This is a genomic window from Desulfolithobacter dissulfuricans (assembly GCF_025998535.1).
GTDB classification, from domain to species: Bacteria; Desulfobacterota; Desulfobulbia; order Desulfobulbales; family Desulfobulbaceae; genus Desulfolithobacter; species Desulfolithobacter dissulfuricans.
In genome coordinates this window covers 282,214-296,533 of record NZ_AP024233.1, presented here as the reverse complement: position 1 = coordinate 296,533, position 14,320 = coordinate 282,214, and the positions used below count along the sequence as shown (strand labels likewise).

The 14,320-nt window shown below is 56.6% G+C and carries 13 protein-coding genes; 8 read left to right on the top strand and 5 right to left on the bottom strand.

Annotated features, from left to right (window positions below; all coding sequences use genetic code 11):
* Positions 1 to 415: 415 nt before the first annotated feature.
* Both GF1_RS01295 and fabB read left to right on the top strand, forming a co-directional pair.
* Positions 416 to 1,180, top strand: a complete 765-nt coding sequence (locus tag GF1_RS01295) for an SDR family oxidoreductase (protein ID WP_267927819.1) — start codon at positions 416 to 418, stop codon at positions 1,178 to 1,180.
* 6 nt (positions 1,181 to 1,186) lie between these two features.
* Complete coding sequence (fabB, locus tag GF1_RS01290) at positions 1,187 to 2,401, top strand: beta-ketoacyl-ACP synthase I (RefSeq protein ID WP_267927818.1); 1,215 nt, start codon at positions 1,187 to 1,189, stop codon at positions 2,399 to 2,401.
* A 40-nt stretch (positions 2,402 to 2,441) separates the two neighbouring features.
* On the opposite strand, the gene GF1_RS01285 is transcribed toward fabB, so the two are convergent.
* The 3 genes from GF1_RS01285 to thiC all read right to left on the bottom strand — a co-directional run bounded on the left by GF1_RS01285 (position 2,442) and on the right by thiC (position 5,296).
* A complete protein-coding gene (locus GF1_RS01285; protein ID WP_267927817.1) occupies positions 2,442 to 3,539 on the bottom strand; it encodes a cyclic nucleotide-binding domain-containing protein in 1,098 nt (365 codons plus the stop codon).
* 82 nt (positions 3,540 to 3,621) lie between these two features.
* Positions 3,622 to 3,993 (bottom strand): hypothetical protein, encoded by a 372-nt coding sequence (locus tag GF1_RS01280; protein ID WP_267927816.1) that lies wholly within the window; start codon positions 3,991 to 3,993, stop codon positions 3,622 to 3,624.
* Positions 3,956 to 5,296 (bottom strand): phosphomethylpyrimidine synthase ThiC, encoded by a 1,341-nt coding sequence (thiC, locus tag GF1_RS01275; protein WP_353740437.1) that lies wholly within the window; start codon positions 5,294 to 5,296, stop codon positions 3,956 to 3,958. The genes GF1_RS01280 and thiC overlap by 38 nt, the downstream gene beginning before the upstream one ends.
* Positions 5,297 to 5,877: 581 nt before the next feature.
* On the opposite strand from thiC, the gene GF1_RS01270 reads away from it, so the two are divergent.
* The 5 genes from GF1_RS01270 to GF1_RS01250 all read left to right on the top strand — a co-directional run bounded on the left by GF1_RS01270 (position 5,878) and on the right by GF1_RS01250 (position 10,947).
* Positions 5,878 to 6,216, top strand: coding sequence for a P-II family nitrogen regulator (locus GF1_RS01270; RefSeq protein WP_267927814.1), 339 nt, complete (start codon positions 5,878 to 5,880; stop codon positions 6,214 to 6,216).
* A gap of 53 nt (positions 6,217 to 6,269) precedes the next feature.
* On the top strand, positions 6,270 to 7,607 hold the full coding sequence (locus tag GF1_RS01265) for an ammonium transporter (RefSeq protein ID WP_267927813.1): 1,338 nt from the start codon (positions 6,270 to 6,272) through the stop codon (positions 7,605 to 7,607).
* Between the two features lie 129 nt (positions 7,608 to 7,736).
* A complete protein-coding gene (locus GF1_RS01260) occupies positions 7,737 to 8,480 on the top strand; it encodes a type 1 glutamine amidotransferase (protein WP_267927812.1) in 744 nt (247 codons plus the stop codon).
* 11 nt (positions 8,481 to 8,491) lie between these two features.
* Positions 8,492 to 9,802, top strand: coding sequence for a hypothetical protein (locus tag GF1_RS01255; protein ID WP_267927811.1), 1,311 nt, complete (start codon positions 8,492 to 8,494; stop codon positions 9,800 to 9,802).
* A 14-nt stretch (positions 9,803 to 9,816) separates the two neighbouring features.
* Entirely contained in the window at positions 9,817 to 10,947 is a 1,131-nt protein-coding gene (locus GF1_RS01250) for a LeuA family protein (RefSeq protein WP_267927810.1), read from the top strand.
* 31 nt (positions 10,948 to 10,978) lie between these two features.
* Here GF1_RS01250 and GF1_RS01245 read toward each other — a convergent pair whose 3' ends face one another.
* A complete protein-coding gene (locus GF1_RS01245) occupies positions 10,979 to 11,695 on the bottom strand; it encodes a class I SAM-dependent methyltransferase (RefSeq protein WP_267927809.1) in 717 nt (238 codons plus the stop codon).
* Positions 11,696 to 11,847: 152 nt separating this feature from the next.
* On the opposite strand from GF1_RS01245, the gene GF1_RS01240 reads away from it, so the two are divergent.
* Entirely contained in the window at positions 11,848 to 12,891 is a 1,044-nt protein-coding gene (locus GF1_RS01240; RefSeq protein WP_267927808.1) for an IS110 family RNA-guided transposase, read from the top strand.
* A gap of 639 nt (positions 12,892 to 13,530) precedes the next feature.
* Here GF1_RS01240 and GF1_RS01235 read toward each other — a convergent pair.
* Positions 13,531 to 14,211 (bottom strand): hypothetical protein, encoded by a 681-nt coding sequence (locus GF1_RS01235; protein ID WP_267927807.1) that lies wholly within the window; start codon positions 14,209 to 14,211, stop codon positions 13,531 to 13,533.
* Positions 14,212 to 14,320: the final 109 nt, after the last annotated feature.

The window sequence follows — 14,320 nt, the reverse complement described above, 5'->3', positions numbered from 1 at the left end:
GCATATATATAATATTCCGAGCATTATTTTTTGAGCATGACGCAGAGATCGGGCAAAAATACCATTTCTGGACAGACACTTGCTACAGACAGTCTTTTTCCCTTTCAGTCAGGCGGTTCTCCCTTTTCAGAGACATTAAAGTATCTGATTACCACTGAAATTCAGCCTTCGATGGATGAAGGTGTCGGGGCTTGCTTGTTGCACGGGTGTCTGTGGCCTGGATGGCCACAGTCAAGCCCCCGGGGACGGGTTTATGGCGTCCCGTGAAAAAAGCGAGGCCCGACACCGGTTTCAATGCTGAAGATTGATGGTAATCACATTAAAGTAAAGGCCAAGAGCACCCTCCGGGTGGTTGCCGAACTGTTCCATATGGTTCAAACGCCTTATTATGGCCCAAGATGCACGGTGATGCCCCATGGCAAAAACAATCCTCGTAACCGGAGCGACCTCAGGTTTCGGCCGCGCCTGCGCCGAAAAATTTGCCCGTAATGGCTGGCAGCTGATCATCAGCGGCCGCCGCACCGAAAGGCTAGAAGAACTGCGCCAGGCCTTTCCCGAAACGCCCATGCATATTGCAGTGCTCGACGTGCGCGACAGGACCGCGGTGGAGAGCATGGTCGCATCCCTGCCGACACGGTTTGCGGATATTGATGTCCTACTCAACAACGCCGGCCTGGCCCTGGGCCTTCATCCGGCCCATGAGGCCGATCTGGAAGACTGGGAGACCATGGTCGACACCAACATCAAAGGCCTTTTCTACCTGACCCGGTCCCTGCTGCCAGCCATGGTGGAGCGTGGCCGGGGACATATCATCAACATGGGTTCCGTGGCCGGCACCTGGCCCTATCCCGGCGGCAACGTCTACGGGGCCACCAAGGCCTTTGTCAAACAGTTCTCCAACAACCTGCGGGCTGACCTGCTCGGCAAGGGAATCCGGGTCACCAACATCGAGCCCGGCCTGGCCGAGACCGAATTCTCTGTTGTCCGGTTCCATGGCGACCGGCAAAAAGCGGACCAGGTGTACCAGGGCACCCGGCCCCTTACCGGCGAGGACATTGCCGACATTGTCTGGTGGGCGGTCAACACGCCACCCCACGTCAACATCAACTCCGTGGAGGTCATGCCCACCTGCCAGAGCTGGGCCCCCTTTGCCATCCACCGAAACCAGGAAAAAGGGTAAAAGATCATGCGCCGCGTAGTTATCACTGGAATGGGGATCGTCTCTCCCCTTGGCGACACAGTGGCCCAGGTACTGGACTCGCTTCGACAGGGAAAGTCAGGGGTCACCTTTCAGCCGGCCTACGAGGAACTGGGCCTGCGCTCAAGGATCGGCGCCTTTACCCGGATCAATATCAAGGAACATATCGACAAGAAAACCCTGCGCTTCATGGGCGATGCCGCAGCCTATGCCTATATCGCCATGCAGCAGGCCATCGAGGACGCCGGACTCCCACCGGAACTGGTGAGCAACCCCGCCACCGGGCTCATCATCGGTTCCGGCGGCACCTCGGCGGAAAACGTGGTTGCCACCGCCGACACCATCCGCCAGCGGGGCATCCGGAGACTCAGCCCCTTCATGGTCCCCAGGACCATGAGCTCCACGGTTTCGGCCGGACTCACGGCCCCGTTCAAGATCAAGGGACTGTGTTATTCCATCTCCTCGGCCTGCGCCACCGGGGCCCACTGCATCGGCGCGGCCATGGAGCAGATCATGCTCGGCCGCCAGGACATCATGTTTGCCGGCGGGGCCGATGAGGAACACTGGACCCAGACGTGCATGTTCGATGCCATGGGGGCCCTGTCCAGCCGATTCAACGACTGCCCGGAAAAGGCTTCACGGCCCTACGATGTCGACCGGGACGGTTTCGTGGTCGCCAACGGGGCCGGACTGGTGGTACTGGAAGAGTTGGAACATGCCAGAAAACGGGGGGCAAAAATCTACGGCGAAATCGTCGGCTACGGGGCCACGGCCGACGGGTACGAGATGGTGGCGCCTTCCGGGGAAGGAGCGGTGCGCTGCATCCGCCAGGCCCTGAAGACTGTGCCCGGGCCCATCGACTATATCAATGCCCACGGCACCTCAACCCCCATCGGTGACCTGGTGGAACTGCGGGCCATCCGGGAGGTATTTGGCGACAACAGCCCGCCCATCAGCTCGACCAAGTCACTGTCCGGCCATTCGCTCGGCGCGGCCGGGGTACACGAGGCCATATACTGCCTGCTCATGCTCGAACACGGCTTCATCGCCGCCTCAGCCAATATCGAGAACATGGACCCGGAAGCCGAAAACATGCACATCGTCACCCAGCTGCGGGAAACATCGCTGGAGATTGTGATGTCCAACAGCTACGGTTTCGGCGGCACCAACGCCTGCCTGGTCTTCAAAAAAACCGTCGCCTGATCCGCACCGGGCGCACGGTTCTTTTTTACCCGCCCACCTCCTATCGGCCTGCCTGCTGCCCGTTCCGTTCCCGCTGCTCGTCGATACGCCGCATGCCTTCCATGATCAACCCCATGAAGCCGCCCAGCACCGGCAGCTGCTTCTGCTCCTCGGCAAGACCAGAGGTGTAGCTGAACCGGCCCCGGTTCTTGCCCAGGAGGGCAAAAAGCGCCTCCTTACCGGTCTGGTTCCGGTAGCGGGCGTGGACCAGTTCGCCCTCGTTGAAGAGCACCACCGCCTCGCCGTCTTCCAGCAGCATCTCCACCCTGCCTGTCTTCTGACTTGAGTTGATCAGCTGAAAGAGATCCACAGCCGCGATCTCGGCCAGATCGCCGGTCATGCCCGAGACGATTTTACCGGCTCGCATGGTGTTGGCCTGGGCCCGATCCACCAGCATCCTGTAAAAAAAGACCTGCAGGACAGGAAATTTATTGAGAACGTGTTTGAAATCCTTACTGGACAGAGTGGCCAGCTTGGTGTGCTCCCTGGAGTGGACCGAGGTGGTGACCGGTTCACCGGAGAGCAGGGACATCTCGCCAAAGATCTCGCCGGCGCCCAGTTCGGAAAGTACCAGGTTGTCCTTACCCACGACCACCACCTTGCCCGAGAGAACGATATAGAGATGGGTTCCCGGCTCGCCTTCCTGGAGAATGACCTTGCCGGGCGGAAATTCCCGCAGCTTGAGCAGGGCGGCCAGATCGGTGAGATCATCGTCGTTCAGGGGCTCGAAGATATCCAGGCAGCGAAGCAGATCGAAAAATTCCTCCAGATGACGCATGCGCTGGCGCTGCTCGGCCGCGGCCAGCAGCTTCATCTGCAGGGTGGCGAACTCCTTTTCCTTCTTATACTCGAACCGGATCAGTCCCGAACAACCACCGCAGTCGAACTTGGACCGCTGAACCCCCTGGCCGGGACTGAAATGTTCGAACGCCCGTTTCTCCGCCGTGGCTTTTATGATCTCCTGGACCAGGATCAGGCACACCGGCTTGGCCTCGGGTACCCTCAGGCCGTTGTCCTCCACCTTGAGCTCCTCGCCCACGTTGTAGATGGGACATCCCTGCTCCTCGGTGACCACAAAGATAGCGTTTCGAAAATCCATACAGGAGTCCGGCAGAATTATGAGCCCGGGAAAGATGAAGCCGCTCCCCGGGACAGCGGGCCTGCACCATGGAAGGGCAACATCAGGATCGGCCGAAGAGAAGATAGATGATCACCCCGAGAATGGTGGCCCCGCCGAACAGAACAGGGAGCACCTTGGTGATCTGCAGCTCATCACCCACCACCAGGGTCTGCATGTAGTCGGTGCCCGACACCCACCAGACCCCGATGATCAGGGCGATAATGATGATATCCCGGAAGGCCTGCCTGTACAGCTCATAGCCCATGATCAGGACGAACGGCACCAGGAACCATGGATTGGTGAACAACGCCCTGGCATCCACGTCCTGTATCTGCTCCGGAATACCGGTGGCCTGGACCAGATCGGCTATCCAGGAAAAAAATCCTGCGGCCAGGTCACTTACCCGATCCGCAATTGCTCCCGCATCCACCATTTTTCTGCTCCTTTTCCAGGTTGTGCTGGGACCGGTTGAAGACCTGGATGGCGCAGTAGGAACCACACATGGAGCAGGTGGGCCCCTTGTCGCTCAAGCCCTCTTCCCTGAACCGCGCCGCCTTCTCCGGATCCACCGACAGCTCGATCTGCCCCTTCCAGTCCAGGGCATTCCGGCGCCGGGCCATTTCGTTGTCCAGTTCCATGGCCCCGGGAACCCCCTTGACGATATCCGCCGCATGGGCCGCGATCTTGGAGGCGATCACCCCTTCGTGCACATCCTGGATATCGGGCAGCTTCAGATGCTCGGCCGGGGTGACGTAACAGAGATAGTCGGCCCCGGCGGCCGCGGCAATGGCCCCGCCGATAGCGCCGGTAATATGATCATACCCCGGAGCGATATCGGTGACCAGCGGTCCGAGAACATAGAACGGCGCCCCGTGACAGATCTTCTTCTGCAGCAGGACATTGGCCGACACCTGATCCAGCGGCATGTGACCCGGACCCTCGATGATCACCTGAACTCCGGCCTCCCAGGCCCGCTGGGTCAGCTCGCCCAGATGAATGAGCTCCTGGATCTGGTTGCGGTCGGTGGCATCGGCCAGACAGCCGGGACGGATACCGTCACCCAGGCTGAGCGTCACCTCGTGTTCCTTCAAGATGGCCAGCAGATCATCGAAATGCTCATAAAAGGGGTTTTCCTTCTTGTGGTGGCTCATCCACTCCAGCAGGAACGAACCACCCCGGCTCACCACGCCCATGATCCGTTTTTCCTGCAGCAGACGCTGCTGGAGGTTACGGGTGATGCCGCAGTGAATGGTCATGAAATCGACCCCGTCCATGGCCTGCTTCTCAATGGTCTTGAACATGTGGTCGACCGTGACCTCGACGATCTCCTTGTTCTGCTGCTCCACGGTCTCGGCCACGGCCTGGTAGATAGGCACCGTTCCCAGCGGCACCGGGCAGTTCTCCAGAATACCGCGCCGGACGGCATCGAGATCCCCGCCCATGGAGAGATCCATGACCGTATCAGTTCCGGCCTTGACCGAAACCCGCAGCTTCTCAAGCTCTGCATCCAGGCTGGCGATATCCCTGGAAGACCCGATGTTGGCATTGACCTTGGTGGACGTACCCTTGCCAATGGCCATGATCTTTTCAAAATTGTGATGCCGGTTTTTCGGAATGGCAATGGTTCCTTCGGCAACCCCTGCCATCAGGGTTTCCACATCCATATTCTCGTTGGCAGCACAGGTAACAAAAAGGTCGGTTTTCTTACCGGTCAGGGCATCTTCACGAATACTCATCATTCATTCTCCAGACGGATTGCAGCTGGGAAGCTGTTGGTTACAGGTTGTAAAACACCCTTGAAAAGACATACTCCAAGGGTTCCTGAAGGCTGTAAAAGGCTGTGATATCAAGGACAGGGACAGGCATGGATGCAGCAGCCGGACCGGTGGCAACGTGCACTTCACCGAAAGGGGCACATGCTGGCCTTCTCCCTTTCCACCGGCCCCTGAACGCGGGAAGGAGGCCAGTATATCGTAATTCAGGTCGAAGATACCAGCGGAAACAAAGAGCTGTCAATGGTAAACCTGGAGCCACACCGTGGATTAAAGAACCACTTATTCCCGCCCCCCTCTCTTTCAGCCGGTATATTTTACAAATTTGTGCCTATCAATTTAATTGCAGCACAAAAATGTAAAATATACCCCTGTGCTCAAAACCCGGGCACCCCTTCGGGCCACATTTTTTATCCATACAAATTCAAGTAGTTATATTGAGTTTTTCCAGGAAATCATCGCATGGCACGTTCCTTGATACAAGAAGGCCAGAGAGCAGGTTCTGGTTATACACCTTCTACAAATACAGAAAAAGGAGAAACACCATGAAGAAGATTGAGGCAATCATCAAGCCGTTCAAGCTCGATGACCTGAAGGAGGCGCTGCACGAGCTTGGTGTTCAGGGCATGACCGTGGTTGAAGTCAAAGGCTTTGGTCGACAGAAGGGTCACACGGAGATCTATCGTGGGGCCGAGTACGTGGTGGACTTCATTCCCAAGGTCAAGGTGGAAGTTACGGTAACCTCGGACCTGGTGGACAAAGTTGTGGACACCATCACCAATGCTGTCCGGACCGGTAAGATCGGTGATGGCAAGATTTTTGTCCTGCCGGTGGAAAAGGTTGTACGCATCCGCACCGGCGAGACCAACGAGGATGCACTGTAGAAAAAAACACCGGCCTGGCCGGATGAGAAAATCCATTTCAGGGAGACATACCAATGAAAAACAAAATGATTCCACTTCTGCTGCTACTGGCACTTTTTGCCGTCACCGCCCCGGCGTTCGGGGCCGAGGAAACAGTCCAGGTCACCGTTGAAACCAATGCGGCCGCGGTCGAAGCGGTGCAGACCAACCTCAACTTTGTCTGGACTCTTATCGCCGCCGCCCTGGTCTTTTTCATGCAGGCCGGCTTTGCCATGGTAGAATCGGGTTTCACCCGAGCCAAGAGCGCAGTGAATATCATGATGAAGAATCTGCTCGACTTCTCCATGGGATCCCTTGCGTTCTGGGCCGTGGGCTTTGGCCTCATGTTCGGCGCCACCAAGACCGGCTGGTTCGGCACCACTGACTTCTTCCTCTCCGGCTGGACCGGACCGGACGGAGATCCCTGGGTTCTGGCCTTCTGGATGTTCCAGTGTGTATTTGCCGCCACGGCAGCCACCATTGTCTCCGGTGCGGTTGCCGAACGGACCAAATTCACCGGCTACCTGATCTACTCCTTCGTAGTCTGTGCCTTTATCTACCCGATCTTCGGCTCCTGGGCCTGGGGTTCGCTGCTGAACGGAAACGGCTGGCTGGAGGGCAAGGGTTTCATCGACTTTGCCGGTTCCACCGTGGTCCATTCCATTGGTGGCTGGTGCGCCCTGGCCGGTGCCATCGTCCTTGGTCCGCGGAAAGGCAAATATGGTCCCAAGGGTGAGATTCGCGCCATCCCGGGTCACAACATCCCCCTGGCCGCCATCGGTGTCTTCATCCTCTGGCTTGGCTGGTTCGGCTTCAACCCCGGCTCCACCACAACCGGCGACACCTCCATCGCCATGATCTTTGTCAATACCAACCTGGCCGCAGCCGCCGGTGTTGTCGCCGCCATGATGATCTCCTGGATCATGTTCAAGAAACCTGACGTGGGCATGAGCTTAAACGGCGCCCTGGCCGGCCTGGTAGGTATTACCGCCGGATGTGCCAACGTCAGCCCGACCAGCTCCATCATCATCGGCCTGATCGCCGGCGTCATCGTGGTCCTCTCGGTCGTGACCCTGGACCGGCTCCACATCGACGATCCGGTCGGCGCAGTATCTGTCCACGGAGTCTGCGGCGCCTGGGGCACCCTGGCCGCCGGACTCTTCAACATGGAGGGTGTAACCACTGCCATCATCACCACCCAGCTGATCGGCATCGTCGCCGCCTTTGTCTGGGCCTTTGGCACCGCTTTCATCCTCTTCAAGACCATTGACAAGACCATTGGCCTGCGGATTTCCGAAGAAGACGAACTGCTTGGTGTGGACATCGTCGAACACGGCGCCCACGCATACAACGACTTCCAGACCATCAACTGATCCCCGGCCACACCAGACGATACCGGCCCTGTCCGCAGGGCCGGTTCCCCCTCCCCCGTGGCTGCTTCTGTACTCCCCCTTTGTTGCTCCTCCACACAGAAGCAGCCATTTTTCTGATGGAGAAAGATCATGGCCCTTTGTTTCCTCGTTCTGCAGCATGTTCCCTGGGAGCCCCCGGGACTTCTGCTCCTGCAGGGTGCCAGACAGCTCGGCATCGAACTGCAGGTCGTCAGAATGTGGGAGCAGGCCCCGCCGGACCCGGCCGACTTTGACGCCCTCATTCTGCTCAGCGGTCCGGATAACGGAACCTGGGAGCAAGACTACCCCTTTCTCGGCCTGGAACGACGGTATCTTATGGCCTGGCTGTCACTGGACAGACCCTGTCTTGGCTTTGGCCTTGGCCACCAGCTCATGGCCCAGGCGGTAGGAGCGACCATCGGCCCCAACTTTCTGCCCGGCATCGGTTTTGTGGAAGGGCACCTGACCCACGACGGGCGTAACCATCCGCTGTTCGCGACCATTGATACCCCGCTTGCTCTTTTCAAGTTCCACAGCCAGTCGGTACAGTCACCGGTATCACCCAACATGCTTCTGCTGGCCACCTCGAGCCAGTGCGTGGTAGAGGCGTTCTGCGTCAAGGGCCGGCCCCATATCATCGGCCTGCAGTTTGACAATCATGCCGCCCATCCCTGTGATATCGAACACCGGCTGCAGCACCGGGACCAGATGCGTCTCCCTTTACCTTCCCGGGCAAACAGGATAGAATCCCTGCTTGACGAAGCCATGCGCTGCCAGCGCACCCTGGCGGACGATTTTTTCCGGATCTTGCAGAATTTTTCCGGGCTGGTCACCCGCTGGTACCAGACAACCTGACCTGTGTTACCATGAGTATACTGAACCGCAAATCCATATTCACCGCCATGCTCCAGGACGGGCCCTTCGCCATCACGGCGGAGCCACCCCTGCACCATCCCTTTTCCAGGGAAACCAAGGCCTGGGTCCGGGAACTGTGCCGCGATCAGCTGCTCAAGACAAAGTACTGGGCGGTACGCAACCAGATTTTCGACTTCCTGGGGATCAACTCCTTTGACGAAATTCTTACCCTGATCCACAACCGCAGCCTGCGTGTCCGCAACGGGGCCCGGGCCCAGAAACTGCTGGGCAACATGTTCGGCATCGACGGCAGTTCCGGTGAAATCAACCGCTACCTGCGCGACTACGCCCGCACGGCCGACGACGTCATCAATTCCCTGCGGGCCAAGGTCCTGGCACCTTACAGCTCGCACATCGAGATGACCAACGAGATCGAGACCATCCACGATCCGGTGGAACTGCTCCTGATCATCTTTGATGACCGGTTCCATCGCAAAGCCCGCTTCGAGGCCAAGCGCAAGCTGATGCTCATGGGCCTGGCCGGCTCCATCGACCAGCGGGAACGGGAAACCGAGACCGAGGAACAGTTCGCCCGGTTCCTCGATTTCCTAAACGACTATGTCTGGAGCCCGAGCCTGAAGATCGGTGACCTTAAGATCAGCTACCTCCACAGCCGCCACGCCCCGGAAGACTTCTCCTGCACCGATGTGCGGGTCATCTCCGAGGAGGAGGCGGCCGGGCTTTCTCTCGAGCCCGGCGAGAAGCTGACCCTGATCAAGCGGCGCCGCTTTCGCGACGGAAACCGGGAAGTTCCGATCTACGTTACCATCCGCAAAAAGCCACCGGCGGCCAAGGTGCTCAAGCTGTTGCGCAAAAACGAAAAAAACCCGGCCGCGGCCGTGGATGATGAACTGGGCCTCATGGCGGTACTCAACTCCATCGGCGACGTGAAGCTGTTCCTCCGCCACCTGACGCGCAGCGCGGTGCGGGCCAACTCCTTCATGACCCTGGAAGACATCTCGGACACCCTGACCGGTGGGAACTATGGCGGCACGGCCACCGGCAGTTCAACCAAGACGCCGATGCTGAAGTTCTTCGCCCGGCTGGGCGGTATGCGGGTGGAGTTCATCATCCACACCAACCGTTCTTACCTCAACTACCGTTACCAGCGCGACGTGGCCCATGATGAATACGAGGTCAAACGCATTATTGACTCCGGGGTGGCGGAATTCCTCTTTCCCCACGATATCTACCACCTGGACATGGCCACCATCCGCGAACAGCAGATCCGCCGCTTCAGAAAACAGATTGAGGAATGTTGAGGACAACCTGCAGGATGACCAGCCCACCCCACACATTGAAGACGTTCCAGGGCATCGTCGACTCGACCCTGCGCGAGGGCGAACAGACGCCCGGGGTCCACTTTTCCCCGGACCAGCGGCTGGAGATCGTCGCCCGGCTGGCAAGGGTCGGCATCGACGAGATCGAGCTTGGCATCGCCTCGGCCAGGAACCCCCATCTTCCGGAGTTCATCGGCCAGGTCAGGGAGCGCATCGGCCAACAGAGCCGCCTGGCCCTCTGGTGCCGCTGCCGCCGGGAGGATATTGACTTCGCCGTGGCCTGCGCCCCGGACGTCCTCTCCCTCTCCATTCCCGCCTCGGACCTCCATATAGAAGAGCGGCTGCAAAAGGACCGGGCCTGGATTCTCCGCACCCTGGAAGAATCCATCACCAGGGCCCTCGAGGCCGGCATCCCGCTGGTTTCTGTCGGCCTGGAGGACGCCACCCGTGCCGACAGACCGTTTCTGTATCAGCTGGTACAAACCGCGGAACAAAGCGGGGCCTCCAGGATCCGGCTGGCCGATACCGTGGGTATCTGTTCTCCGGCCGAGATCGCCGACCTGGTCCGGAGGATCGGGAAAAGAACCACCCTGGCCCTGGGCGTCCATACCCACAACGATTTCGGCATGGCCACGGCCAACAGCATAGCCGCCCAGGAAGCCGGCGCGGCCTGGATCGACGCCACGGTGCTGGGCCTGGGTGAACGGGCAGGCAACTGCCGGCTGGAAGAAACCGTTGGCTTTCTCTGCCTGAAAAAGGGGCTCAAACGATACCACACCGCCGAACTGCGCCCCCTCTGCCTGCTGGTCAGCAATGTCGCCGGCACCACCATCACTCCGGGCCATCCCGTTGTCGGCGAGGACATCTTCACCTGTGAAACCGGCCTCCACCTGCACGGCCTGACCAGCAATCCAGCCACGTACGAACCCTATGACCCGAACATGGTCGGCGCCCGGCGGAACCTGCGCTTCGGCCACAAGGTCGGCCGCCGTGCTCTGCTCAATCACCTCCAGGCCCTGGGTTACCCGGTGGACGACAATGAAATAGAAAAGTTACTCCACCGGCTACGCAGCAGCGCTGGCAGCAAAACCCTCAGCGACGAGGAGTTAATCCTTCTACTTGAATAAAAACGTCGAGGAGCCGTCTTTTTCAGGTCCTTTATGCTGCGATTAATCTTGCGAGAAACTCCCCATCTTGAGTTTCAACGAGCTTCTCGATAGACCACTCACACTCAATTGCTTTTCTGGATAGTGTTTCAAAATCAACATGCAACCAACGCATCCACCGGCCTGAATTACCTGCGTAAGATAGACGGAATTCTTGTTCTCCTGGGTATCCGTGATTGTTTATGATATTTCGTGATACCGATTCGTTGACAGAATTTGCCAAAAGTTGCCCGCCGGGAACTAAAAGAGACCTGCATTTTTGAAGCAAAATATTTAATCGACCTACTGTTTCACAGACTCCGATGTTGTGCCCGAGCATAATGATCGTATCGTATAACTCACCTGTGAATTCAAAAAAATCACAGCGTCTAATGTCTTTAACTCCTCGTTCTTTCATTATTTGAGCTGCCAGGTGGTTGACCTCTAGCGCTGTAACATTATGACCATTTTTCTCAAGTTCTAAGGCGTGAACGCCAGTACCAGCTCCAACTACCAGAATACGACCTTGGCAGTACTCTAAAACATGTTCTGTTGGACAAAACTCATTAATATTACGAAAGAATATAGAAGCAGGAATCGTTTTTGTTTCTCCTGATCGATATTCTTGTGTTATTTGAGCTAATTTATCTCCTTTCCAATAAGCAAGCAGTGCTTTGCCTAATGGGTCCAGAGCTGAGAAGTCATTCTGATTCATTTTTTTCTGACGCATAACGGCTGAGCTCAGCTGCCGCAAAGGAGCGCAGAGGATTGGCGGTCAGCTGGAGCGATTTGATAATAGAGAAGGCCCCCTCGCTCCCGGCAGCCCGTTGCTGCTATAATGGAAGTAGAACACAAACAACCTCAACGCAAGGAGGCCTTCTCATGAGATTTTACACCAAACAGCATGATTTTTATTGCGGAATAGACCTCCACACCAACAAAATGTATCTCTGCATCCTCAACCGGGAAGGAGAGATTGTCCTGCACCGGAATATCAGAACCAATCCGGAGACCTTCCTCAGAGTGCTAGAGCCTTTCCGGGAGGACATCGTCGTCTGTGCGGAGTGCATGTTTTCCTGGTACTGGCTCGCCGATCTCTGCGCGGACGAGGGGATTCCCTTTGTCCTGGGTCATGCCCTCTACATGCGGGCCATCCACGGCGGCAAGAGCAAGAACGACAAGATCGACTCCCACAAGATAGCTGCCCTGCTGAAAGGAGGACTGATCCCCATGGCCTATGTCTATCCCAGGAAGATGCGGGCAACCCGTGACCTGATGCGGAGGCGTAATCATCTAATGCGCAAGCGGGCTGAACTGCTGGCCCACATACAGAACACGGCCAGTCAGTACAACCTTCAGCTCCCCCTGGGACGGATCGCCAAGGCAAAGAACCGGGAGAACCTGCTTGAGCGCTTCGATGATCCGGCAGTCCAGATGTCGGTGGCAGCCAATCTGGACATGATCGATACCTATGATCAGGTTCTTGCTGTACTCGAGCAGGAAATCATCAAAAGTGCCAAAGAGCATGACTCCACGGCCTATGCCCTGCTCAAGACCATCCCTGGCGTGGGTCGCATCATTGCTCTGAACCTGCTCTATGAGATCGAGGATATCGACCGTTTTCCAAGGGTGCAGGATTTTGCCTCCTACTGCCGCCTGGTCAAGTGCGCCAAGGAGTCCAATGGCAAAAAGTATGGCACAGCCGGCAGGAAGATCGGCAATGCCCATCTGCGCTGGGCTTTTTCAGAGGCCGCGCAGCTTTTTCTCAAGGGTAACGAGCGGGGGCAGCGCTATCTCCAGAAGATCACCAGTAAGCACGGCAAGGGCAAGGGCCTGTCCATCCTGGCCCACAAGCTGGGGCGGGCCGTGTACTTCATGCTCAAAAACAGACAGGGGTTTGATATGAACAGATTTCTTGCCGCATGAGCTGGAGGGGACGGATGAACCGGATGTCTAACTGGAGCCACCGTTGTTGTTTTTCAGCGAGCATGTATCTGCACCGGATATTGATGAAGACGCATCATGTGGTGAAACCACACTGATCGGTGCTATGCCGCATCTCGGCAGCCAGTTGCTTTGATTGGCCGTCCGTCCTGCTCCGTTTACATACTGATTCTTTGATATGGTTCTGCTCCTCCCCCGAACCCGACACTAACTCCGGCATGCTGAGTTTTTGCATGACCACGCTTCTTTGACTGGGACGGCATGAGGGTACGTGATCGTTTCCAGGACGCTGCAAGCCCTGCTTGCAGCAGCTGTCCCCGGCAGGAACTGCTTGCAAGTTCGCGGATAATCTGTCCGGTCTCCGACGAGCAGTTGTTGGGCCCATTCTCGACCGGACAGATTATCCGCTTCGAGTGAAAACCAACTCCTTTCCTGCTGGCGGGATGGTTGATCCTCAATAGGTGTTTGGTGCAGAATTGCTGTCACCGAATATGAAACCCAAGACAGGGCGTTTTCAAAGATCAGTCAGCCTTCGGCTGAAAGTGATGAAAAAATCGCTTCTATTTACTTTTGCGTCTTGACAAGCGTGGGCCTTCTAGGTGTTAACTGCATTTTATTTCTTTATTGAGCGGAACTTGCTGATTTAGCAACAGTTTTACCTAATATCTCCACAACTGGGTTTATACTCTGGGATTCTTTTTCCTGCCCTTCATAACCAGTTGGACGGTTCACAAACGCTGCTTGGGCAGCTTGAAGGAGAATTGCTTCTTTAATTTGTTGCTCGCCACTACCCTCAACAAACGCCCTGAATGTCATGAGAGCATTTGCCCTATGTTTGTTGAGTGTTTCGTTGTGTTTGCTTGATTTGTAATTTCTGGCACACCAGAAAATGCCGAATGATAAGGTTGAGAGCAAGATCAACTTACTGACGACATATTGTATTGCAGCCGCAGTGTTTGCAGGTTGGTAATTGAAGCTGATTACAACGAAGATTACGGCAACTACAAGAGTGACAATTGAAGACCAAATTGTTGCTGTAAGCCATTTTTTTGCTGTACTGCCATGATTTTCCGAGTCCGTTAGAAATATTTGAGCGTTTGTTGCCACACCTGCTTCTGCAGCTTGATCTTTGACTGCTTGTAGAGCTTGTTCTGCTTCTAATTTGTATGAATCAAGTAGTTCCTTGAAACTCCCTGCTTCTTCTTTCATGGTTGCATGGTAGCCCTTTGCCTCACGTTCAATTTTTGCATAATCTGTTGCCAGAGTCGCCGTGAAAGCTAAAGGAACTGTTAAAGGCTCCATCAGCTATTCCCGGTGAAGGGCATTCTGAGCCATGGTAGGCGCAGATTTATGTTCACCCAAGGGGACGGTAAAGCTATTTCGCTTTGATCACGCCATCATGCGCCAAGTT